This window comes from Aureliella helgolandensis, assembly GCF_007752135.1.
In the GTDB taxonomy this organism is placed as follows: Bacteria; Planctomycetota; Planctomycetia; order Pirellulales; family Pirellulaceae; genus Aureliella; species Aureliella helgolandensis.
In genome coordinates, this window is the sequence record NZ_CP036298.1 from 8,207,121 (window position 1) to 8,229,044 (window position 21,924).

Sequence of the window (21,924 nt, forward strand, 5' to 3'; positions counted from 1 at the left end):
GCAAGCATCCCTTCTTCGTTTTGAACTCAGGAGCGATCCGATGCAAGAAGCAAATCCGACAGCCTCGACATCCATCGGCGACTATCTCATTCAACGGCTGCGTGACTACGGAATCGCCGATGTCTTCGGAATACCGGGGGACTACGTGTTGTCCTTCTATGGCATGCTCGAGCAGAGCGAGCTGAATGTGGTCGGTTGCACACGCGAGGATAGCGCTGGATTCGCTGCAGACGCCTACGCACGACTGCACGGCATGGGGGCTCTCTGCGTCACCTATTGCGTGGGGGGACTAAGCGTCTGCAACAGTATCGCTGGAGCCTTTGCCGAAAAATCTCCCGTCGTCGTAATCAGCGGAGCTCCCGGACTGAACGAACGACGAAACAATCCTTTGCTGCATCACAAAGTTCGCGACTTTCATACCCAGCGCCAGGTCTTCGAGAAACTTTGCATCGACGTGGCCGAGTTGAACGACCCCAACACTGCATTTTCGGAGATCGATCGCGTGCTCGACGCGGCGCAGCGTTTCAAGCGTCCCGTCTATATCGAGCTACCACGAGACATGGTGCACGTCGTTCCCACGAACTCTCGCAAGTTTCAACGCATCGAGGCTGAAGTCGACCAAGCGGGCCTAGCGGAAGCGGTTCGAGAAACCGTCGCCAGATTGGCTGCCGCCCAGAAACCAGTCATCATTGCGGGCGTTGAGATCCATCGCTTTGGGCTCCAGGACCTCGTGCTCCGATTAGCTGAATCGCTGCAGATCCCGATTACAGCGACGATTCTTGGCAAGAGTGTTGTGCGCGAAACTCACCCTCTCTACCTGGGCCTCTACGAAGGCGCCATGGGACGCGAGAATGTCACTCAATTCGTCGAGGAGAGCGATTGCGTGCTGCTGCTGGGAACCTTCATGACCGATATCAACCTGGGCATCTACACCGCCAATCTCGAACTACGGAATTGCATCTATTCGACAAGCGAACAATTGCAAGTCTCCCACCACTACTACCACCATGTTCCGTTAGACGCATTTCTCAACGAGTTGCTGGCACAACAACCCACCACTACGGTGCGCGAAATCCCCGCCAATCTGAGACGCACCTTGGATGAAGATTTTGTGGTGGAGCCCAAGCGAGAGTTGAGTGTCAGTCGCATGGTCAAACTGATCAATCGCCGCTTGCGCAAGGACAACATCGTGATTGCGGACATCGGCGATGCGCTCTTTGCCTCGACGGAGTTGCTGGTGCACGAACGAGCCGACTTCCTCAGCCCTGCTTACTACACCTCCATGGGTTTTGCGACTCCAGCCACTCTTGGCGCCTGCGTCGCCAAGCCTGACCAGCGAGTGATTACGCTCTGTGGCGACGGAGCATTTCAGATGACCGGGACCGAATTATCAACGATCATTCGCCAAGGCTTTGCTCCCATCTTGATCATCCTGGACAATCACGGCTACGGTACGGAACGATTCCTGCATGCAGGTGATTGGAAATACAATGAAATACACCCTTGGTCCTATCATCAATTGCCCCTCATCTACGGAGGCGGTCGTGGCTACCTTGTCGAGACCGAAGGAGAGTTTGCCGAAGCGCTGGCCCAAGCCTGGGAAGACACTTCTTGCGCGCAAATCATTCAGGCCAAAATCAGTGAGGGCGATGCCAGCCAAACTCTCCTGAGACTCGCCGAACGGATGGGACGACAAGTGTAAGCACCGTCCTCAGAGTAGGAGCACTTTCCGGAAGGCGCCCGCCCAGAGTGTACGAAGTGGATGGAGCGAACTGAGTGGATGGAGTAGAGTGGCTGGACGGCGGAAGTGTAGGCTCGCTATGGTAACATGAGCTGGATGCTCGCCATCCCAGGCTGTGCGCAAGACGGTGACGCGAAGAGCTTCTTGGTGTAGGCGGTAGACATCGTGATTCCAGCAATACTCACACTACTATCCGTTGGGCTGCTGATCGCTGGCGTGCGGTCACTGGTGCTTCTCCAACGCATCGACGAACCCACGGACAGTGAACGATCAGACCCATTCTATACTCCGGTCACCCTGCTATTCTCGACGGCCCCACGCAGTGCCAAGTTCGGTGCCGTTCAACGTCGCACGATCTGGTTGTTCTGCGGTTCGATACTAGTCCTTTACCTCGCCCGCGCCGCCTTCATGCAATCGAGTGGGAACTGATGCGATGAGGCACGTCTGCTGTGCTGGCCCGTCGACGACGGAATCGAATCGGTCGTGAACCGTGTGCAACGGCTTAACCGCAAAGATTCGCCCAGGAAAATACCTCGAATCCCGCTGCACGACCGCCCTTTAGCACGGCCCATTCGCCGAATGGTGTCCGCCCCCGTAGCATCCTCTGCTATTGAGCCCCAGAAGAATTGAGGATTAGAGACGAATGCTGGAGTCCGTCCGTTGTCTCTACACTCGCTACTTTTCGATTTCATCGAAATCCACGTCAGCTGCTGGCGCTGAGGTGTAGATGGAATCGGGATGCGTCACATCGGTGGGCTTCTGATAGTCAAAATGATCGATGGGAATGTCGATGCGATCATTGACCACGACTTGCTCAACGATTCCTTCTTCCAAGGTCTCTTCGACCGCCAACTTGATCTGATCCTTGATCTCGAGCAGCACGGCATCCCGCAACAGGGACGGGTCGAGCTGCCTGAGCTTCTCTTCCACCGCTTCATGCAGTTGCCAACGATGGTGTTCGATCGTCGCCTTGGAGGCAATCCGACGTTCCGGCGTGACCAGTAGATGCACGCGCAATTGTGTCAGCCAATTGCGATCCTCCGACTGCACATAGTACAATCCCAACGGAATTTCCGCACTGGCGGTCACTTTGATGCGTGTCGCTTCGGAGCGAACGTAACCGATGATTACAGCATGGATAATTACCAAGCTTAGCACCAGCCCTGCGATCCAATAGCGTTTTACGAAACCCATTGCTTCTATCCCACGGGAAGAAATACCTGTTGTGATCAAACTGGAGCGTCCTGATGAAGCAACCAGCTAGAATCCTTCGAACACTAGGTTATGGGCACTGGCAAGTCCGACAAACTTAGCAAACTGCGCATTGAATCCCGTAGCAATCGCCAATTCAATCCATACAATCGTGACAAACTGTAGGCAAGTTCCGTTGGCGTCCACTTGCCGAGCAGATCCGCGTATCCCTCTGAAAACTGTCCTCATCGTGGCTGGTGTCTTCTCTCTCTTAGCTGCCTTAGCACTTTCGTTGATCGTCAATCGTATCGCGAGCATGGCATTGATGTTTACCGGACTCTCTCGCGAGGCGGCCCGTTTCCAGGCCCGCTCCGCATTTACGGGGGTCGGCTACACCACGCGTGAATCCGAAAGTATCGTCAATCATCCCGTCCGTCGTCGCATCGTCATGATGCTGATGTTGATGGGAAATGTGGGGGTGGCCACCGTCGTCGCCACGGTGATGGTTTCGCTGAGCAGTTCCATTGGAGAGAGCTTGCGATACCAAGTCCTGGTCGCCATCGTCCTGACCGTCGGCCTCTTGGCTCTGTGGGGGATCTCGTCCAGTCGAATAGTGGAGCGGCAACTCAACAAGGTGATTGGGCGGGCACTCAAGAAATTTACCGACTTGGACACCCGCGACTACGTATCCCTACTTCAGTTGGCGGACGGCTATTCCGTGTTCGAGATGCGAATCGACTCCAAGCACTGGCTCGTAGGCAAGTCTTTGAGGGAGTTGCGTCTCTCGGACGAAGGCATCCTCGTCTTGGGCATTCATCGAACGGATGGCATTTACCAGGGCATTCCACGAGCCCAAGACATGGTTTCCGCCAAAGATACAGTTATCCTGTACGGTAATAAGCAAGCCATTCGTCGGCTTGACCGGCGCCAGGCGGGGGTGGCTGGCGACCAGGAGCATGCCGAGCACGTCACGCGACTGGATGAGGTGAAAAAATCGGAACCCCAATCCGCCGTAGGGCCTCCCAGCTAGCTCACAAGATCTCCAGACTCAACTTTTGAATTCACGAACCAAGGACCTAGAGCATTGACCCAATCCCCCTCGCGTAGCGGCGTATTCTCTGCCTCCACTGACAAACGACTCGAGGCGTTCGGCGAGAGCATCAGTTTTGACCACCGACTCTTTAGGCATGATATTCGAGGCTCGATCGCGCACGCGCGGATGCTGGCAAAACAGCAACTCCTAACCGAAGAAGAATTCCAGACCATTGAGCAATCGCTCCGCGAAATCGAAACCGAGATCGAGCAGGGCAAGATGCCCTTTCGCAATGAGCTGGAAGATATCCATATGCATATCGAGAGCCGCCTGATTGAGCTCATTGGCGACACGGGGCGGAAGCTGCACACCGCTCGCAGCCGCAACGATCAGGTCAATACCGACTTCCGCATGTGGGTGCGTGAAGCGTTGGACACCATCGACGCTCTTCTACAAGAGCTCCAGCGCGCGTTTCTGTCGCGGTGTGATGGCGATTTCGACATCATCCTGCCCGCCTACACGCACTTGCAACGCGCCCAACCGGTACTGGCCCCTCACTACTGGCTGTGCTACATCGAAAAATACCAGCGAGATCGCGAGCGGCTCGCCGATTGTCGCAAGAGAGTGAACGTCTGCGGGCTGGGCGCTGCGGCCTGCGCGGGCACCACGCTTCCCATCGATCGTGACGCGACGGCCCGTGAACTCGATTTCGAACGGGTCGCAGCCAACAGCATCGATGTCAGTAGCGACCGCGACTTCGTGCTCGAAGCCGGCTTCGTCCTGGCCATGATCGCCGAACACCTCAGTGGCTGGGCCGAAGAATGGATTCTGTGGTCCACGGTGGAATTCAACTTCATCCAGCTACCCCATCAGTTCTGCACCGGTTCGTCGATCATGCCTCAAAAGGTTAATCCCGATACTCTGGAGCTCACCCGAGGCAAATCGGCTCGAGTATTGGGGAATCTGCAGACCCTCATGATCCTCGTAAAAGGCTTGCCACTGGCTTACAACCGTGACCTGCAAGAGGACAAGCCCCCACTCTTTGACTCGTTCGAGACCGTCCGAGCCTGCCTCGAACTGGCCATCCCCATCGTCGAACAATCGGTCTTGCAACGGAAGTCAATTGCCAGCCGGTTGGACCAAGGCTACTTGGATGCCACGACCCTCATGGAACACTTGATGATTCGTGGGATTCCACAGCGCACCGCACACCACTTGGTAGGGACGCTAGTTGGAATGGCCCAAGAGAGTGGTGTGCGACTAGCCGATTTGACCGATGCACAGCTAAAAACAGCTCATCCGGAACTCGACGAATCAGTCCGCGAGGTCCTAGGGGTGGAAAAAGCGGTAAAAGCCTACCAAAGCTACGGGTCGAGTAGCCCGGACCAAGTACGATCACAGATTCATTCTTGGCGCGAGCAATTACAATAGGTGAGCAAGCAGCAGAAATTCACTCTGGCTTTTCTCCCGGAAACAGCACAACTGATGAACGAGCAAACCGACTTGAGACGCGATAACCGAACCGCCGCTCCGCTTATCATGGCCGTCGCCTGCGTTCTACTCCTGCCACCCTGGATGAACTCTGCAACGGTGTGGGCTCAGAACCCGTTTGGGGAATCACCGTTTGGAGAGTCCACTGCAGGGGATTCGGTCAACCCGTTCGGTGCGGCTAGCGATCCCGGAGACGGCAATGGTTTTGGTGGCTTCGCGCCCGCCGCACCTGTCGCTGGCAATTCCGCTGCAGCCTCGGAAGCGACCGCAGCCACGGAGGTTGAGGACGATCCCGACCCAGTCGTCCAAGCCGTGCGTCAACAGCCGCCAGAGACCCCCGAGGAAATGGCCAAGGCGCTGACCTGGCTCGTTCGGATCAAACGCTTTGACGAGGCCAAGCGATGGCTCGACCATCTGGCAACGTTGAACTGGAATCAACAGGAGCTAGCCCAACTAGCACGCAGTGGTGGCAGCTCCCTGTGGGTCCGTCTACGGGCCCCGGAAGCGGAATTAAGCGCTGCCCAAAGTAAGCTTATCTCCGAGATTTTTACCGCGCCTGCCGAATTAGCGCGAGATCTGACTTCGATCAACGGCTGGATCGATCGGCTGGCCAGCAAGTCAGCCGGCCAGCGACGCTTGGCTCAATTGCGACTGCAGGATGCAAGCCTAGTCGCCGTGCAACGCTTGATCGACCGACTGCTCGCCGGGGACGCCTTGGTGCCAGCAGAAATGCTGGCTGGAACCATCCTGGAGTTTGGCCGCGACGGCATCGAAGCCCTGCAGACCGCTTGCTGGGTCAAAGATCCAGCGCGTGCGGCGCGAGTCCTCATGGCCTTGGCCGACTTGCCGGGCACCCATTTTTACCCGGAGCTGGGGGCTGCAACAGTCTCCCCTCTCTTAGCCACAGAGCACCAGACCGCTCTACGAGCGAAACTAGAAGCGAAACACAGCAAGCTTCCGAGCCCGGCTGCTGTTAGCAAGTTATTGACGAAGCGTTTTGACGATTCTCTGGCAGAGTATCAAGAACGTCGCAGCCAGGTGGCCATGCTCCCGATCACACTGTGGCGAGTCACTACCGACGGTGCCACGATTGAGCGCGTTGAGGCCAAGGCGGCAGACCTTCCCTTGGAACGCTTGGCACAATTGGCTGGCTTACGCTTGCGTTTGCCCACAGCCACGGCGGATGAACTGCGAGATTGTGGCGCCGCGTTGCTGCAGCGCGCCTACCAAATTTCACCTCAGTTGCGCGATCCGCAACTGGCGTCCCATCTACTGCTGCCCCTCACTGCCACCCAGTTGACCACCACCAATCTCTTAGAGCAAGTTTACACCCAAGCGACAACTTGGCAGATGCATGGCGGTGCCTTGCGCGCCATTGAGCTCCTTGGCAAAGATGCGGGGGATTCCGCTGCGACAGCCCCACTCGGCTTCCTCAGCAAACGACTTCTCGACTCACGCCCCAGCGTTCGTTACTCGGCCTTCAGCACTTTGGCACGTCTGAACCCACAGCATGCCTACCTGGGTGCTGAGACAGCACTGCACACGGCTCTGGAAATCATGCAACTGGGCAACGGCCCACACGCACTGGTAATCGGAGGCCAATCCGACCGTCGGCAAACGGCCGTAAATCAGATTCAGATGCAAACGTCGGCCGCGACTTCGTCAGCCAACACTGCCCGCAACGCCTTCATTGCTTTGGACCGCGAAACTCCGACCGAATTGGTCGTGATCGTGGACCGCGTGGCGGATCAGAGCATTTTCCAGCTGATTCAGCGTCTGCGTGGGGGAAAGCGGAGCAGCGCGCTGCCAATCGCAGTGCTTACCGACGAACTGTATCAATACGAACGTGAATTGATTGACCGAACCCCTGGCGTCATCCATTCGGTACTGTCCACCGATCCTCAGCAAATGGCGAGGGTCCTCATGCAGCTTGCCAATTCACTCGATACCGTTCCTTTGACAGCAGTCGAGCGAAGCCAGCTAGCGATTCAAGCTGGAGACTTCCTAGCAACGATTGCAGCGAATCGTACTCAATATGCTTTCTACCCGTTGGGAGATATTGGAAGCCATCTAATGGTAGAGGCAAACAACTTTTTGCCTCGCGCGCGTATCGATGTTTTATCGGGACTGGGAACGGCCGAGAGCCAACGAAAACTAATCGCCATGGCATCGCAGGAGTCACTCGAGGAAACCCATCGCCTCGCCGCCGCTCGAGCCTTCGGTAGCTCGGTTCGCAGCTTCGGAATGTCGCTAGGTCAGCAAGATATTCTGGCAAACTACGATCTCTACAACCAGCTGGCACCACAAGATCCGGTAGCATTAAGAGCTCTCGGTCACGTATTGGACGTGAGTGAAGCGCATGCCGGAAAAGCGGAGTGGCCCACGCCATCCTGGTAGCCCAGTTGCCTGCCAGCTTGTGGTAAGTCTAATCCTAGGGACAATGGGAGCCATTAGGCGACGGCACTAGAGATACCAACTACGTAGATCTCAACTCTGGATTAGGCTGCATGGAAATGTCGCGGTATGGATTCCAACCACAAATTCCTGATACGGGTTCCCCCGTTCCCGGAATTATTGGAACCAGCCCTGCCATGCAAGCGGTGTACGCGACAACTCGCCGCGTTGCTCAGAGCAATGCCTCGGTCCTGCTCTTGGGCGAAACGGGGACCGGGAAAGAATTAATCGCCGGAGCCATCCACCGGCTGAGCGATCGTCGCTCGGGCCCGTTTGTAAAAGTCAACTGCGGGGCGCTCAGCGAAAGCTTGCTAGAAAGCGAGTTGTTCGGTCATGTGCGAGGTGCGTTTACCAGTGCCGTATCCAATCGCACGGGACGCTTCGAAGCGGCTCACAGCGGCACGATCTTCCTGGACGAAATTAACAGCACCTCCTTGATCCTACAGGTCAAACTCCTGCGAGTTCTGCAGGAGCGCGAATTTGAGCGGGTCGGAGATACATCCACCATCACGGTCGATACGCGAGTCATTGCCGCTAGCAACCGCGATCTGACGACCGAGGTGCAAGAGGAGCGATTCCGAGAGGATCTCTACTGGCGACTTAACGTCGTGCCCATTGATATCCCTCCTCTGCGAAGACGCCCCGAAGACATTCCCGCTCTGGTCGTCCATTTTCTGAATTATTACAACGAAGCCAACAATCGCTTCGTCGTGCACATTCAGAAGGAGGCTCTTGAGCTGATGCAGCACTACCACTGGCCGGGAAATGTGCGCGAGCTGCAGAATTACATCGAACGCGCAGTCGTGATGGCGGATGGTGACGAATTGACGGTCGAATTGCTCCCCGATGTGGTGCGCGGAGCGGCGCCAGGTAGCCGTACCGTTTCACTGCGTGGGGTCGATTTTGACACGCTTGCCCAAGAAATGGTCGAACAAGGGGTACGCGAAGCGGAGCGGGAGAAAGTGGATATCCACAGCTTTGTCGTCAACCGCATCGAGAAGGAAGTGATCGCCCACGTCTTGGCCGACTGCAATTTCGTCCAAACCAAAGCAGCCGCGAAACTAGGGATCAATCGCAATACGCTCCATAAAAAAGTCAAGGATTACAACCTGGAGTCCCCCGACTCGAGCGAGGACGCTGGCTAGCAAGGACCGTGGGCCAGTACGCCTATCCCTCTTCAGCCACCTCTTGAATCAATCGAACCAAGTGCGTGCGCGAGACGGCTTGATCGACGAGCGTCTCCACGTCCAATCCCAATTCACGGCCCAACGCTTGTGCCAGATCGACATCCCGAATCCCTTCGTATTGGTTCAGCACTCGATCCTCGAAGTAGATCGTCTGACTGTCGCGACTAAAGCCCGACTCGAAACCATCGGCAAGCTCCGCAATCCAAGCCGACGGTACACCGCGCGCGCGACAATGCTCCAGCGACCAAATCTCATCCCCGGTGCATTCCGACAATAGCATTAATGACTTAAGTCGACTGAGCGGCATAGGGCTCCAACACTAGGACTCTAAACGATCGAGACGGTCGGTCAATTGCTCCACCAACATCCGCAGCTCCACCACCTCTTCTCGCAATGCCTCGAACTCCTCTTGCGCTGCGGCACTCGCCGGTGGGGCAGCCTTGGTTGCCGCCATTGCCGAATGCGACTCGCCTGCATGCAGCTCACTCGTGGAACTGCGTGGTTGCGGATTCGCTGCTGGGCTGCCGCCAGCGTGTTCAGCTTTCAGTTGCTCGAGTTCTTGCGGCAAGTAGAGATTGTGGGTGAAGACCTGTCCGCGTCCGGCCGGGGTGAGCGCAACGACCAACCCACGGTCCATCAAATTAGTCAGCAGCGCTGCCAGCGTGCCTAGATCCGCAATGGGTTCGAATCGACTGGCCCGGCTTCTTAGGTCTCCCGCGGTCTGCTCCCCACGCAAGAGCAACTCGGTCATGATGGCCGCCTCCGCACCTTTGACTCCCAGGTAGTCGTAACCGTAGTGACGGTACTTGGGGACGCGACCTCCGCCATGGACCTCAGCGATAACGCCCGCCTCGCGCATCGCGATCACCTCATCCTCGACCTGCTCGGACGTTAGATTCATTAGGGGATAGCGATTGCTTTTCTGGTTGCATCCCGTCACCAGCCCATTGAGTGAAAGTGGATACGCATCCGGCGTCGTTCGCGCCTTTTCCATCAAGACGCCCAGAATGCGGCGATGCTTGGGAGGCAAGGGGGCCGGTGGGCCTTGAGGCTCAGCTGGTTGAGGCGTAGCGAGGGGTTCGTCCATGGCGGGTACTTGGTGGAGTTAGGAATACTCGAAAGGGTCGTGAAATCCGTGCAGCTCAAGCATTTGGGGAGTGGAGCAGCCGAGCTGTAGGTGAATCGCTGTTCTGACACCGCAGTTCCAGCTCACCCCGGTCGACCACTGACGCGAAACATCTGCTCGTGCGGCAATAGCGCGCCACCATCGATGGGGAGTGTGGCACCATTAATATACTCGCTCCCTGGTTCGCAGAGAAAGAGAACCCCGCGGGCTATTTCTTCAGGCTTGGCTAGGCGTCCCCAGGGCAACTCGCTTCCGCGAGCGTTGAGCTCCGTCTCGTGGAAGAACTTCCGCTCACCGGGGGTATCCGTCCAACCTGGATGCACGATATTGACGCGAATTCGATGCTCCGCCAATTCGCAAGCTGCGGTCCTGGCCATTTGGTCGGTAGCTGCTTTGGCCATATTGTAGGCCATCGCGCCGGGAATGGCTTTGAAGGCATGGGGAGAGCTGATGCAGACCATAGCCCCTCCCGTTCCCTGCTCGATCATGACGTTGGCGACCGCTCGTACGAAATTGAACGGCCCCCACAGACATACATCAATCGTCTTTTGAAATCCGTCCAAATCAGCCTTATAGAACAGCTCACGGTCGCTGTAGGCAGCATTGGTCACCAGCAGGTCGATTCTACCGTGAGTGTCTTTCGTGCTTTGCACCAACTGGTCGACCGCTGCGCGATCGGTCACATCGGCTACGCCAGCAGATCCCGTTCCTCCCACCATGGTGATTTTCTTGAGCGTATCATCGGGAGGCAAAATATCATTTACCACCACATGCGCCCCGGCTCGCGCTAATTCGATGGCCGCAGCCGCCCCGATTCCACGCGCCGCCCCGGTCACGATTGCTACTTTGCCCTGCAGAGATTTTGTCGTACTCATCTATCCACCTTAACTGTGCATCACATCGTTTACCCAAGCGGCTCGGTTCGGCCCTAATTCCGCATGACAATAAGGACTCCCAGCACTACGCACAAGACACCGAAGATGCGTGGCCAGGTAAAAGCGTGTTGCGCGTAGCCCAACCACCCGAAATGATCGAGTACGAGGGAGACGACCATTTGGCCAGCCAGAACCAATGCGATCCAGCGAGTGGCCCCCATTGCAGGTGCGACGAGCAAAGAAACGGTCACCATATAGGTTCCCAAGAGGCCACCCGTCCAAGCCCAGGCTGGCAGCGTCTGCAGGCGTTCGACGGAGGGAACGCCAACCCGCAGCAAAGTGGCCAAACCAAGAAGCGCTAGCAACCCCACCCCAAAGCTAACCACGCTGGCCTGTAGGGGATGGTTGCATTGCTCCCGCAGCTTGGCGTTGACCGCGGGCTGCAATGCCATCGCCGCACCAGCTCCCAGAGCGAAGAGACTGCCCAAGGCTGCGAATATGTAGGAGAATCGTTCCACGGTCCAAACCCTTTGCATACAGAGGAAGCCGTGGTCGATATTGGCTGGCGTGGCGCAAGCCAGCTAAGCGGTCGATCGCGGGAAATCTCCCGAGCGCGACGAGCCGCGTGATCGAATCTCTAGGCTAGAAACGCTGCCAACTTCTCATGCGTTGCGGGATCCTGGAACTCCAGCTTGCCAAAACCACGCTCCGCTCCCAGCGCGACGGCAGCATCTTGATGCTCCGCATAATTCGTAATCAGCATCACAGGAATCGCCCTGAGTTCTGGATCAGCCTTAATCAACTTCAGGATTTCTACCCCATCGGTGTAATCCCGGTCAAGCTTGCGATTGATCAATACGAGGTTGACGGGGGTCTCCCGTAGAATCGCCAGGGCATCCTTCGGGCCATGAGCTTGCAGAAGCTGCGCATTGAAGCCCGTTTTCACCAGACGCTGTATGCTGGCATGATCCGGTGCACAATTACCGACGTCGAGTACGGTTGGCGATGCCATCAATAATATCCACCCAACTTCTAACTGCTAATGAGAAAACCAAGCGAAGAATCGCACAGGCGCCTGGACGTTTGCCGACTCAGCGGCACTCGTCCAGCAAACACCCCGCCGAAGACCATCCGGCGACGCTCGGGTACGCGCGTCACACCCTCACGGGAGTGCTGCCACAACCTACTGCAAATCACTAGTTGGCCCTACCGATTGCGATTGCACTGCCACTTCATTGCGGCCATCGCAACCGCTGGAGGTGGCTGTCACCATACCCGAGACAAAGGCGAGCAGGATAAAGACGACTGCTTGGCTTTCCTTGGTAATCACAATACTTCTATTCCTTGTCTTGAGGATTCCCGGTCACCAGCCCCTCCAGGGACATGCGACTTGTTTCAACCGCTCAATCGAACCACTCGTCGGCCGGATCAAACTTTGGGGAGGCCACGATGAGCACTTTCATCCCGCCAACGGCTCGGTGCCGAGTTTTCGGATGGATGACCACCGCCATATGCGGACGCAGTGGAATCCGTTCGCCATCAAGTTCCATCTGCGCGTCATCCTCACACTCAAGCACGAAATAGGTTTCCGTGATCGCTTTGTGATAGTGGACCTTCGCGTTTTTGGTAATTTCCGTCACGTGTAACGAGTATGGGACTGATTCCACATCCATCAACCCCCTCCTAGCAACCCCGCAAGGACACAGAATGGTGGGTAGCGAGGGGTAATCGACTACTTCGTAGGACTTTGTCAGTTCAGCCATACCTGGAGGCTCTCGTTGTTGGGGAGCTAAGGGGGGGGGACAATCAACTAAGCTAGGCAAACTCTAACGTCTATTCCGAAGACAACGAAAGAGACTAAAACTAGTTTTCGTCAGACAAACGGAGCGAAGCCCCACTATTGGGCCCCAAACCAAGTGTACAAACGAACACACAACACGGACTCCCGCACCAGACTATACCGATTAGGCCGACCTGCCGGGCATCACATCTTACCTAAGCAGGCAGCTCGAATTCTAGAGTAGAAATCGGCATAAACGAAGGCAGTCGCAACGGCCTCAAAAAACAATCTTCGCTGTTCAAGCGTTTCTTTCCACGCGGCCGATACCTTCCTCTAACTCAGCTCGACAACGCTGCGAGACGGCCGCGAAAGGCTGAGTGCAATCACCGGGTCAATAAAACAGGGCCCATGGAATGGCCCGCCCGGTGACTGGCGTAACAAGGACCCAAACTTTGCGGTAGGAAGTGTGGACCATAAGGTTCGGAACAGCATCCGACCTAGTGACAATCCATTACCGGCACCACGAAGTTGGACTGGTTCCCTGAAGACTTGGCAACAAGCGGCAGAAACCAGTCCGTTGCCGGCCCGGCAGGAGGGCGATTTCGGCGGCGGCTTCGTGCGTCGAAACCGGTCTCGGCCAACTACACCCCCGTAAAGGCCAGAACTACGCCAGAACAGACAGTTCATCGTTTAGGGAGTTGTGTCTCGATGAAATTGAACATGCTTATTGGTTCCCTCGTACTTGGTGCTACTCTTTGTAGCCAATCGTTCGCTGGGGGACTCCTCGACCGCATGCTCGGACTAAAGGGTGCCGGCTGTGACAGCGCTTGCTGTGACACTGGATGCTCGATAGACCCAAGTTGCGGATGCGAGATCGCTGCAGATCCTTCCTGCGGTTGTGAAATCAATGCTTGTGGCGGCGGATGTGCTGCTGCAATCGCACCATCCTGTGGATGCGAAGTGGTAGCGAGCTGTGACACGGGTTGCTGCACTCCACGCCGTCGCCCACTGATGGAATTGGTACAAAAGATCCACTGCAAGAAGCAAGCTTTGGTAAGCCGCTTGGCTAGCCATGGCAATGCATGCTGCGACAGCGGATGTGATGGTGGATGCGGCGGAAGCTGCGGCATCATCGACCCATCCTGCGGTTGCGAATCACCATGCGGTGGAGCTTGCGGTGCAGCCCCAACCTGTGGTTGCGAACTGAACGCTTGCGGAAATGGCAACCTGTTTGGTGCATCCTGCGGTTGTGAGCTGAATGCTTGTGCAGCTGGTCCTAGCTGTGGCGTTGAGGCCCCTTGTGGTCCTATCGGTTGCGACAGCGGATGTGGATGCGGACCTAAGCGATCCTGTGGTCTGCTCAGCAAGCTGTTCCAACGCAAGAACAACTGCTGCGATACCTTGGCTTGCGACTCCGGTTGCAGCTCTTGCAGCAGCTGTGCTACGAGTGCTCCAGTAGCAGCTCCAGTAGTACACGGCGATGCAGCTCCAATGCCTCCAGCACCGGTTGTTGACCCAAGTGCTTACCTTCAAAGCAATCGACGCGTCATTCAGGCTACCAGCTACGTTCGCTAAGCTTCGGCTTTAGCAAACGCTGGTAAAACCTCCAGACGTGTTCAACAACGGTCCGTAGGGCGAAAGCTCTGCGGATCGTTTTTTTTTGCGTCTACCCAACCTGCCCTGCTCCATGTTACCCTGCTACCCATATCATCTGAAGGATCCAATTTTAGAAGACGCCCGCCGTGAGTACCGCAAAAATCGACTGGAACATGGTTCTAGGCCCAGCCGCTGAGGTGCTGGGTGACGAGCAATCCAGTCACTACGACGCACTCCAATCCGCGCTCCTGCAACATTCCCGACGCGCGATTCGCCCGCGTCCCGAACTGCCCCCCAACGAGCTACCGTTCGGCACCGATGCGGTCCCCTGGTGGCAGGCCGGGCGATTTCTCTCAGAGGACGCTGTCCGGCCCGGCGGCTTTCTCAATTTCGCAGCAGGCGACTACTACATCCAAGACGCCGGTTCCATGCTAGCGTTGGCCCTGTGTGGCATTTCTCCTGGCCAAAAAGTCTGCGATACCTGCGCTTCTCCCGGTGGCAAATCAACGGCCATCCTCGAACAGCTGGCCGGCCAGGGATTCCTCATCTCCAATGAGGTGATCCACTCGCGTGTCGCACTGCTCAATATGGCCCTGTGGCGCAGCGGCTACGGCAACCAGATCACGACCAGCACCGAAGTTGAGGTGTTGGCGGAATACTTCCCTGAGAAGCTCGATTGCGTCCTGGTGGACGCCCCTTGCTCCGGTCAGTCGATGGTGGCTCGCGGCAAGCAATCCATGGCCTCCTTCACTCCAGCACAGATCTCGCACAGCGCAGCTCGGCAACAACGCATCTTTCGCGCAGCGGCACGTATGGTCGCTCCTGGCGGACGCATGGTGTACTCAACCTGCACCTTCTCTTACGCCGAAAATGAACAAATCATCCAACAATTCCTCGACGAACATCCCGGCTGGGAGCCGATTGAGCCGGACCATCTCGAACCATGGAAAAGCCCGACTGCGGCTGGCTGCTATCGCGTGTGGCCGCACCGAGATCAATGTGCTGGCGGATTTGCTGCCGCCCTCCGGCGTCAGACTTTGCCCTCCGACGCGCACCTTACCGAGATCTCTGCCGACCAACTCTCGCCGCCTCCCAAGCGGCGGCCACGAAACTCCTGGCAAGTCGTCGCGGAATTGCCTCAAGAGGTCGCTGACTGGTTTCTGGCCGATCTCGATGCTCCCTCACTCTCGCTGGAATTCTATCGCGTTGGATCGCAATTGCATCTGGTGCCCGCAGCCATCAACGAAGCCCTCCCGTCGGAAAAACCTTGGTTTGAAATTGCTGTTGCCGGAACTCCCATTGCCGAAGCTCAGGGCAAGCGTTGGGAGCCGAGCTATGCGAGCTCGGTTCTGAACAAACAGATTCCGATGCAACCAGCACAGCAAATCGAGCTCAGCGATGACGAGGCGGTGCAATACGTGGCTGGACAAGCAGTGCGGTGCACACCACACCGCACTCCTCCCGACCTGCATGGTTGGTGTGGAGTGATTTGGCGCGGTAGGAAACTCAGCTGGGGAAAATTCACCTCGGGAGTTCTCAAAAATCACTTCCCCAAAGTCGCGCGACAAACCAATACGCAAGTTGCCGCGGGAAGTCTAGGCCCTTCTCCTGATTGAATTTTCCATGACAATGGCTGTTCGCAACCCCTCACAGCAGCCTTCCTAGAGTCGTTGTCTACCTGCAAACTCCCCCCGTAACTGTTTGGGCATCATGACATCCTTTCACCGTATCCAGATTATTTCGGCAAGGCTCCTGCTCCTGCTTGCCAGCAGTTTAGTAGGGTACCTACTACCTTCACCCCAACTCTGCGCACAAGCCGTTGCCGAGAGTGCTGCTCAGCCACCGGCAGCAGCCCCAGCCACGGACCCCGCCGGAAATCTGCGGTCCCCTGCTTCCCCCACGAATCCACCGGCCGCTACCGCGCCCCCGGGTGCGGAAGTCCCCCCGGCCACAACGCTCCCCATCGATCCGATCGCAGGTCGAATCCAAGAGATCCAACAGCGTTTAGCGCAAACTCAAGCAGAGATTGCGTCGAATCCCGATGAAGCGAAAAAGGGGCTGACAGACCTCTACCAGAAGGCGATCACGGATTTGCAGGCCGCTCAAACCGCGCGCGAAAAACTGCAGGAATGGGAGGCCCGAACGGTGGCGGCCCCGCAGACGCTCCAAACCGTACTCCAACAACTCGAAACGCTTAAACAACAGAAAGACAAACCAGCCACTTTCAACTTTCCCAATATGGATGAGGGGAAAATAAAAGTTCAACAGCTGGGCACCGAGCTGGCCGCCGCCACCGCCAAGCGAACGAAACTCACCGAGGAGGAAGCTGCTCGAGAAAAACGCCGCAAGGAACTTCCACAACTAATCTCCGATTTAAAGACACTTCAAGACCAACAAACCAAGGCCGGAAGCCCAGCGGACGCAGCCAATGCGCCGGCTGTTACAGAAGCCCTCTCCTGGGCCAGCGATGCAAGTCTCCGATCGATCAATCAACAAATCTTGGCCTTGGAAAGTGAGCAGCGGGCCTACGAAGCTGAGGCAACCCTGCTCCCCAAACAGATTGAACTTGCGCGGAGTGAGGAGAACCGGCTCCAAGAACTGGTAAAGCAAGCCAATGCGCAACTTGAGGCCATACGCACCAATCGCATCTTGCAACAACGACTTGAACTGGAGCATGCGCTGCTCGATACGAAATCTCCTGCCAACCAAGAGCCCATTAACCAAGAGCTCATTAAGAACCTACTGCAACACCTAGAGACCTGGCAGAATTGGACAGCAAGGCACAACTTGCTACAAACCAAACTAGCTACGACCAACGAGACACTGCGTGTGTGGCGTGAAAAACGCTCCAAAATGGATGCCAGAGTTTCCACTTCTCCGACCTCAAAGAGCGGCGGTACGTTCAACAGTTGGGTTGGTCTGATGCTTCGTAAACAGCGTAACGAACTGCCCGACACGGATCAACTCTACGCAGAGATCTCATTGCTTCAAGAGCAGATGCGAGCTGCTGACGCTCTGCGTTTCGAGCTAGACGATGAATTGCAAACCGCCCAATCCCAGTTAACCCAAGAAGAGGCGATTCAAGCAGCTTCCGCGGACAACGAAGATGAACCTCCTAAGGAAGCGCGAACCGAAGAGTTGCTGAAGCAAACGATCGATATCTTGCAAGCGATACAACTCGACCTCAACACGCACGTCGACGCCCTCTACGAAACCGCCAATCAAATCCAAAACACGATCCACTTGTCGATCGATTATCAAGAATTCATTGACAAGCACGTACTGTTCATTCGTAGTTCGGAACGGCTGCAGAGTTCAGACATCCCCTCATTGATGGAAGCCTTTCACTGGCTGGTTTCACTAGACAACTGGCGTTTCACCGGTGCACTCTTGTTGCGAGATATCTACCAAGAACCGTGGTGGTACACTCTGCTGGTAGTCGGGTTAGGCATTCTATTGGCAAACCAAACCAATCTGCGTCGTAGGTTGGGAGAAGTCTCCACCAAAGCAAGCAAGAACACCTGCACTCAGTTTTCGTACACCGTTCGCGGAATCCTCTTAACCTTCCTTATTTCGTCGCCGCTCCCCTTAGCACTGCTATTCTTCTTTTGGCGTCTCACGGTTCGGTCTCAACTCGAATACACCATGGGCGCAGATTTACAATTTGTGCAAGCCGTTTCCAGCAGCCTACTGCTGACCGTGAGCGTCTTCTTACCGGCGGAGCTGTTGCGGCAACTCTGCCGCTCCAATGGATTGGGGATCAAACATTTTGGCTGGCCAGAGTCCGAATCTAAAAGTTTGGGCAATAACCTTCGCTGGCTGATCAATAGCACCGTTCCACTCATTGCGGTGTTTGGAATGTTGAATTATCAAGCCGACGCGCGCTGGGAATCTTCCTTGGGCCGCGTCGTCTTCATCTGCCTGATGCCGCTCATTTCGATTTCGCTCTACAGAATTTTCCATCCTCAAACTGGAATCTTCAGCGATTTCCTCAGAAGCAACAGTGGAGGTTGGCTCGATCGAACAAGTCTAGTTTGGTTCTTGGCCATCGTCTTGAGCCCGATCCTGATGGCATTCACCAGCTACTTAGGCTACCACTACACGGCTGTTCGAATAGCGGGCCACTTCGCCTCGACGATGTGGATGATCGTAGCATTGACGCTCGTCTATTGCGTCCTTACCCGTTGGATACTGCTCAACCGTCGAAGACTCGTTCGACAACAGGCTCGCCAACGCCTTGAGGATGCTGCCAAACGTGATTCGGGGACCGCTGCCCCCGCCGTCGATGACACGACGGTCGATCTGATCACGCTCAATGAACAAACAAGACGGTTGGTCACTAGTGTTGTGGTAGCCACCGGATTAGGAATTGCCTATCGAATCTGGTTCGATGTCCTGCCTGCGGTCGACATGCTCAACAGCGTTCAACTCTGGACGACCCAAGGCCCTACTCCCGATGAGAACATCAACATCACGTTGGCCAATGTCGTGCTCGTCATTCCGATTCTGATTTTAGCAATCATCGCTGGCCGCAACGTACCGGGCCTGCTGGAAATTGCCCTACTCCAATACTTGCCGCTCACCAAAGCAGCCAAGTACGCAATTACGACCATGTTTCGATATGCGATTCTGGCAATCAGTATCATGGCGGTCTCTTATGTACTCGGACTGCAGTGGGCTAGCATCCAATGGCTGGTGGCAGCTCTGGGCGTCGGACTCGGCTTCGGCCTCCAAGAGATCTTTGCCAATTTCGTGTCAGGCATCATCCTCCTCTTTGAGCAACCTCTCCGCGTAGGCGATACGATCACCGTCGACGGAACAACTGGAGTCGTCTCCAAAATCCGCATGCGCGCCACCACGATCATCAACTGGGATCGCCAAGAGTTGATCGTACCCAACAAAGACTTGATCACAGGTAAACTACTCAACTGGACGCTGAGCGACACGATGAATCGCATCGTCGTCAATGTGGGCATCGCCTACGGTAGCGATACATCCCGAGCCTGCGACATCATCCGCGAGATTTGTGAAGAGCATCCCAATATTATGAGCTCCCCTTCCCCCGTCATCACCTTCGAAGGCTTTGGTGACAATACGCTCAATTTAGTGGTCCGGGCCTACCTCGAATCACTCGACAACCGCCTTGCAACGATTCATGAAATGCATCAACAGATCTACATGGCCTTTGGTACTGCTGGCATTGAAATAGCCTTTCCGCAACGTGACTTGCATATTCGATCGATCCCAGACCGCCTGTCCAAATGGTTTGAGTCCCGATCCTAAAAGCTTATTGATATAGCAACCCACCACGTAACGGGCTGTTGATTCAATAGCAATTTGAATTCTAACGCGAAGGTAGCATCCCTAATTACCCTATAGCGGTAACCACCCTTCCTTGCTCACCGGGCTGTTGATTTAAAAGCGCCTTGAGTTTTAGCGTGAAGGTAGCGTCCCTAATCGCCCTGTAGTGGCGACCACCTACTCCTTGCTGACGCGGCGGGTTACTATTTCGACAGACCGTCACGCAGCGGGTTACTATATTCAACAGCCCAGTAATTCAACAGCCCAGTAAGCAAGGCAAATACCACTGGTTCATGTGTGGGAGCTCCCTATTTCCGCTACAACTAAAAAGTGCCCCAATTCGATTGTCTACTAGCTCTCGAGTAGCCCATCACTACCGTTCAATACACCTCTTGAAACACGTCTCGAAAATTGACAAAGCCCTACCCCATGCAGAACCCAACTTCTACTCCGCTTCGAATTGTCATTATCGGAGGCGTTGCAGGAGGTGCATCGGCAGCGACGCGCGCCCGGCGTTGCAACGCCAATGCCGAAATCACAATCCTTGAGAAAGGTCCTGCCGTTTCGTTTGCAAACTGTGGGCTCCCCTACCACCTGGGCGGGGAGATCGAAGATCGAGAAAAGCTGATCGTCGCCACTCCAGAATTGTTCTGGGATCGCTTCCGCATCCGTGTCCGCACCGGGCATGAAGTCACCAAGATCGATCGCGAAGCAGCGACCGTTACCGGCAAGAACTCCACTCAGGAAGAATTTAAAGTCCCCTATGACCGCTTGATCCTGGCTACCGGTTCGGAACCCATTCGACCGGAATTCTGCAATATCCAGGCCGACAATGTCTTCCAGTTATGGACGCTGGATGACATGGACCGCATCCTGGCCTACATGAAGAAACGTCCTTGCAAAAAGGCGACTGTAATCGGCGGCGGTTTCATTGGCCTCGAAGTTGTGGAACAACTCCAACACCGGCAAATCTCGATAGCACTCATCGAAAAATTGCCGCAAGTGCTGGGGCCGCTCGACTGGGAAATGGCGAAACTGATCGAACTGGAACTGGAAAAGCAGAAAGTCCAACTTCATCTGGGAGCCACCGTTGAAAGCCTCCTAACCAGCAATCAACGAGTGACGGCCGTCAAATTAACCAACGGAAGCTCGGTCACCTCGGATTTAGTCATCGTCGGAGCGGGCGTGCGACCTCGCACGGCATTGGCAGAATCGGCCGGCCTTTCGTTAGGCGAACAGGGGGGCGTGCGCATCAACGAATTTTGCCAAACTGACGACCCCAATATCTATGCCGTTGGTGATATGGTGGAATACCACCACGGAACCTTGGACCGCAATCTACGAGTCCCACTAGCGGGCCCTGCCAACCGGGCCGGGCGAGTCGCCGGGACTCACGCCGCCACCGGCCATGCTCAGCCGCTGGGAAGTGTGCAAGGAACCGCCATCGTCCGCGTCTTTGGCCTAGCCGCCGGTGCCACGGGAATCAACGAACGCATGTGCGGGCAATTCGACATCGACTGCCGCACTGCCACCATTCAAGCGCCACACCACGCTAACTATTTCCCCGGCGCTCGAAGCCTCACCATTAAGCTGATCTATCGAGCTACCGATGGGAAAGTCCTGGGGGCTCAAGCCGTCGGCGCCGAGGGAGTCGACAAACGAATCGACGTGATCGCGACACTTCTCAACTTCCATGGAACCGTTTACGATTTGGCACAACTCGATTTGGCCTACGCACCTCCCTTTGGTTCCGCCAAAGATCCCATTCACATGGCTGCCTTTGCCGCCCAAAATGATCTTGAGAAAGCCCCTGCGCTGCTCCCCTTCAATGCTGACTTAGCCGGGTTGCAAGTCGTTGACGTGCGGAACAACGCCGAACTGGCTAAGCTTCCCTTGGACGGTGCAATTCATATCCCCGTCGATGAATTGGCGGAGCGGTGGCAGGAACTTGACCCCACACTTCCCACGGTTACCGTCTGCCATTCCGGTAAGCGAGCGCATGTGGCCGCTTGCTGGCTCAATGGGAAAGGGTTCCAACAGCCTGTGCTGAATCTCAACGGGGGCATGTCCATCCGCAAGCTCTCGACAACCTTGCCCTAACGCTCCAACTTCAGAGGGCAGCAGTCCAGTTGGACGCGTGCATCCCCTC

Annotated in this window: 17 protein-coding genes; 9 read left to right on the forward strand and 8 right to left on the reverse strand. The window is 56.0% G+C overall.

Annotation, left to right across the window (positions count from 1 at the left end; genetic code table 11):
• Window positions 1–40 precede the first annotated feature (40 nt).
• Window positions 41–1,702, forward strand: a complete 1,662-nt coding sequence (locus Q31a_RS28930; protein ID WP_145086161.1) for an alpha-keto acid decarboxylase family protein — start codon at window positions 41–43, stop codon at window positions 1,700–1,702.
• A gap of 204 nt (window positions 1,703–1,906) precedes the next feature.
• On the forward strand, window positions 1,907–2,170 hold the full coding sequence (locus Q31a_RS28935) for a hypothetical protein (RefSeq protein ID WP_145086164.1): 264 nt from the start codon (window positions 1,907–1,909) through the stop codon (window positions 2,168–2,170).
• A 246-nt stretch (window positions 2,171–2,416) separates the two neighbouring features.
• On the opposite strand, the gene Q31a_RS28940 is transcribed toward Q31a_RS28935, so the two are convergent.
• Window positions 2,417–2,935, reverse strand: a complete 519-nt coding sequence (locus tag Q31a_RS28940; RefSeq protein WP_145086166.1) for a hypothetical protein — start codon at window positions 2,933–2,935, stop codon at window positions 2,417–2,419.
• A gap of 193 nt (window positions 2,936–3,128) precedes the next feature.
• On the opposite strand from Q31a_RS28940, the gene Q31a_RS28945 reads away from it, so the two are divergent.
• The 4 genes from Q31a_RS28945 (at window position 3,129) to Q31a_RS28960 (ending at window position 9,055) form a co-directional block, all read left to right on the forward strand.
• Window positions 3,129–3,962, forward strand: coding sequence for a TrkA C-terminal domain-containing protein (locus tag Q31a_RS28945; protein WP_231690989.1), 834 nt, complete (start codon window positions 3,129–3,131; stop codon window positions 3,960–3,962).
• A 54-nt stretch (window positions 3,963–4,016) separates the two neighbouring features.
• Complete coding sequence (gene argH, locus Q31a_RS28950) at window positions 4,017–5,396, forward strand: argininosuccinate lyase (RefSeq protein ID WP_145086172.1); 1,380 nt, start codon at window positions 4,017–4,019, stop codon at window positions 5,394–5,396.
• 54 nt (window positions 5,397–5,450) lie between these two features.
• Window positions 5,451–7,853, forward strand: a complete 2,403-nt coding sequence (locus Q31a_RS28955) for a hypothetical protein (protein ID WP_145086175.1) — start codon at window positions 5,451–5,453, stop codon at window positions 7,851–7,853.
• Between the two features lie 194 nt (window positions 7,854–8,047).
• Window positions 8,048–9,055, forward strand: a complete 1,008-nt coding sequence (locus Q31a_RS28960) for a sigma-54 interaction domain-containing protein (RefSeq protein WP_231691274.1) — start codon at window positions 8,048–8,050, stop codon at window positions 9,053–9,055.
• 22 nt (window positions 9,056–9,077) lie between these two features.
• On the opposite strand, the gene Q31a_RS28965 is transcribed toward Q31a_RS28960, so the two are convergent.
• From Q31a_RS28965 to Q31a_RS28990, 7 genes are all read right to left on the reverse strand, one after another.
• Window positions 9,078–9,404: a hypothetical protein gene (locus Q31a_RS28965; protein WP_145086178.1), complete on the reverse strand. Its 327-nt coding sequence runs from the start codon at window positions 9,402–9,404 to the stop codon at window positions 9,078–9,080.
• 12 nt (window positions 9,405–9,416) lie between these two features.
• Window positions 9,417–10,184 (reverse strand): DUF480 domain-containing protein, encoded by a 768-nt coding sequence (locus Q31a_RS28970; protein WP_145086183.1) that lies wholly within the window; start codon window positions 10,182–10,184, stop codon window positions 9,417–9,419.
• A gap of 122 nt (window positions 10,185–10,306) precedes the next feature.
• Window positions 10,307–11,098 (reverse strand): SDR family NAD(P)-dependent oxidoreductase, encoded by a 792-nt coding sequence (locus Q31a_RS28975; protein ID WP_145086186.1) that lies wholly within the window; start codon window positions 11,096–11,098, stop codon window positions 10,307–10,309.
• 53 nt (window positions 11,099–11,151) lie between these two features.
• Window positions 11,152–11,634 (reverse strand): DMT family transporter, encoded by a 483-nt coding sequence (locus Q31a_RS28980; RefSeq protein ID WP_145086188.1) that lies wholly within the window; start codon window positions 11,632–11,634, stop codon window positions 11,152–11,154.
• Between the two features lie 101 nt (window positions 11,635–11,735).
• Window positions 11,736–12,110 (reverse strand): response regulator, encoded by a 375-nt coding sequence (locus tag Q31a_RS28985; protein ID WP_145086191.1) that lies wholly within the window; start codon window positions 12,108–12,110, stop codon window positions 11,736–11,738.
• Window positions 12,111–12,281: 171 nt separating this feature from the next.
• Complete coding sequence (locus tag Q31a_RS30590) at window positions 12,282–12,428, reverse strand: hypothetical protein (RefSeq protein WP_197355893.1); 147 nt, start codon at window positions 12,426–12,428, stop codon at window positions 12,282–12,284.
• A gap of 73 nt (window positions 12,429–12,501) precedes the next feature.
• Window positions 12,502–12,771: a cupin domain-containing protein gene (locus Q31a_RS28990; protein ID WP_231690991.1), complete on the reverse strand. Its 270-nt coding sequence runs from the start codon at window positions 12,769–12,771 to the stop codon at window positions 12,502–12,504.
• Between the two features lie 1,849 nt (window positions 12,772–14,620).
• Here Q31a_RS28990 and Q31a_RS29000 point away from each other — a divergent pair.
• From Q31a_RS29000 to Q31a_RS29010, 3 genes are all read left to right on the forward strand, one after another.
• On the forward strand, window positions 14,621–16,090 hold the full coding sequence (locus tag Q31a_RS29000; RefSeq protein WP_145086200.1) for a methyltransferase RsmF C-terminal domain-like protein: 1,470 nt from the start codon (window positions 14,621–14,623) through the stop codon (window positions 16,088–16,090).
• Between the two features lie 94 nt (window positions 16,091–16,184).
• Window positions 16,185–19,757: a mechanosensitive ion channel domain-containing protein gene (locus tag Q31a_RS29005; RefSeq protein WP_145086202.1), complete on the forward strand. Its 3,573-nt coding sequence runs from the start codon at window positions 16,185–16,187 to the stop codon at window positions 19,755–19,757.
• Between the two features lie 447 nt (window positions 19,758–20,204).
• A complete protein-coding gene (locus Q31a_RS29010; protein ID WP_145086205.1) occupies window positions 20,205–21,875 on the forward strand; it encodes an FAD-dependent oxidoreductase in 1,671 nt (556 codons plus the stop codon).
• The last annotated feature ends 49 nt before the right edge of the window (window positions 21,876–21,924 follow it).

What these genes read in the sequence shown, in the direction of transcription:
- Q31a_RS28930 (WP_145086161.1), top strand. Translation starts at nt 41, where the DNA reads ATGCAAGAAGCAAATCCGACAGCCTCGACATCCATCGGCGACTATCTC.
- Q31a_RS28940 (WP_145086166.1), bottom strand. Translation starts at nt 2,935, where the DNA reads ATGGGTTTCGTAAAACGCTATTGGATCGCAGGGCTGGTGCTAAGCTTG.
- Q31a_RS28955 (WP_145086175.1), top strand. Translation starts at nt 5,451, where the DNA reads ATGAACGAGCAAACCGACTTGAGACGCGATAACCGAACCGCCGCTCCG.
- Q31a_RS28960 (WP_231691274.1), top strand. Translation starts at nt 8,048, where the DNA reads ATGCAAGCGGTGTACGCGACAACTCGCCGCGTTGCTCAGAGCAATGCC.
- Q31a_RS28965 (WP_145086178.1), bottom strand. Translation starts at nt 9,404, where the DNA reads ATGCCGCTCAGTCGACTTAAGTCATTAATGCTATTGTCGGAATGCACC.
- Q31a_RS28970 (WP_145086183.1), bottom strand. Translation starts at nt 10,184, where the DNA reads ATGGACGAACCCCTCGCTACGCCTCAACCAGCTGAGCCTCAAGGCCCA.
- Q31a_RS28975 (WP_145086186.1), bottom strand. Translation starts at nt 11,098, where the DNA reads ATGAGTACGACAAAATCTCTGCAGGGCAAAGTAGCAATCGTGACCGGG.
- Q31a_RS28980 (WP_145086188.1), bottom strand. Translation starts at nt 11,634, where the DNA reads ATGCAAAGGGTTTGGACCGTGGAACGATTCTCCTACATATTCGCAGCC.
- Q31a_RS28985 (WP_145086191.1), bottom strand. Translation starts at nt 12,110, where the DNA reads ATGGCATCGCCAACCGTACTCGACGTCGGTAATTGTGCACCGGATCAT.
- Q31a_RS28990 (WP_231690991.1), bottom strand. Translation starts at nt 12,771, where the DNA reads ATGGATGTGGAATCAGTCCCATACTCGTTACACGTGACGGAAATTACC.
- Q31a_RS29005 (WP_145086202.1), top strand. Translation starts at nt 16,185, where the DNA reads ATGACATCCTTTCACCGTATCCAGATTATTTCGGCAAGGCTCCTGCTC.
- Q31a_RS29010 (WP_145086205.1), top strand. Translation starts at nt 20,205, where the DNA reads ATGCAGAACCCAACTTCTACTCCGCTTCGAATTGTCATTATCGGAGGC.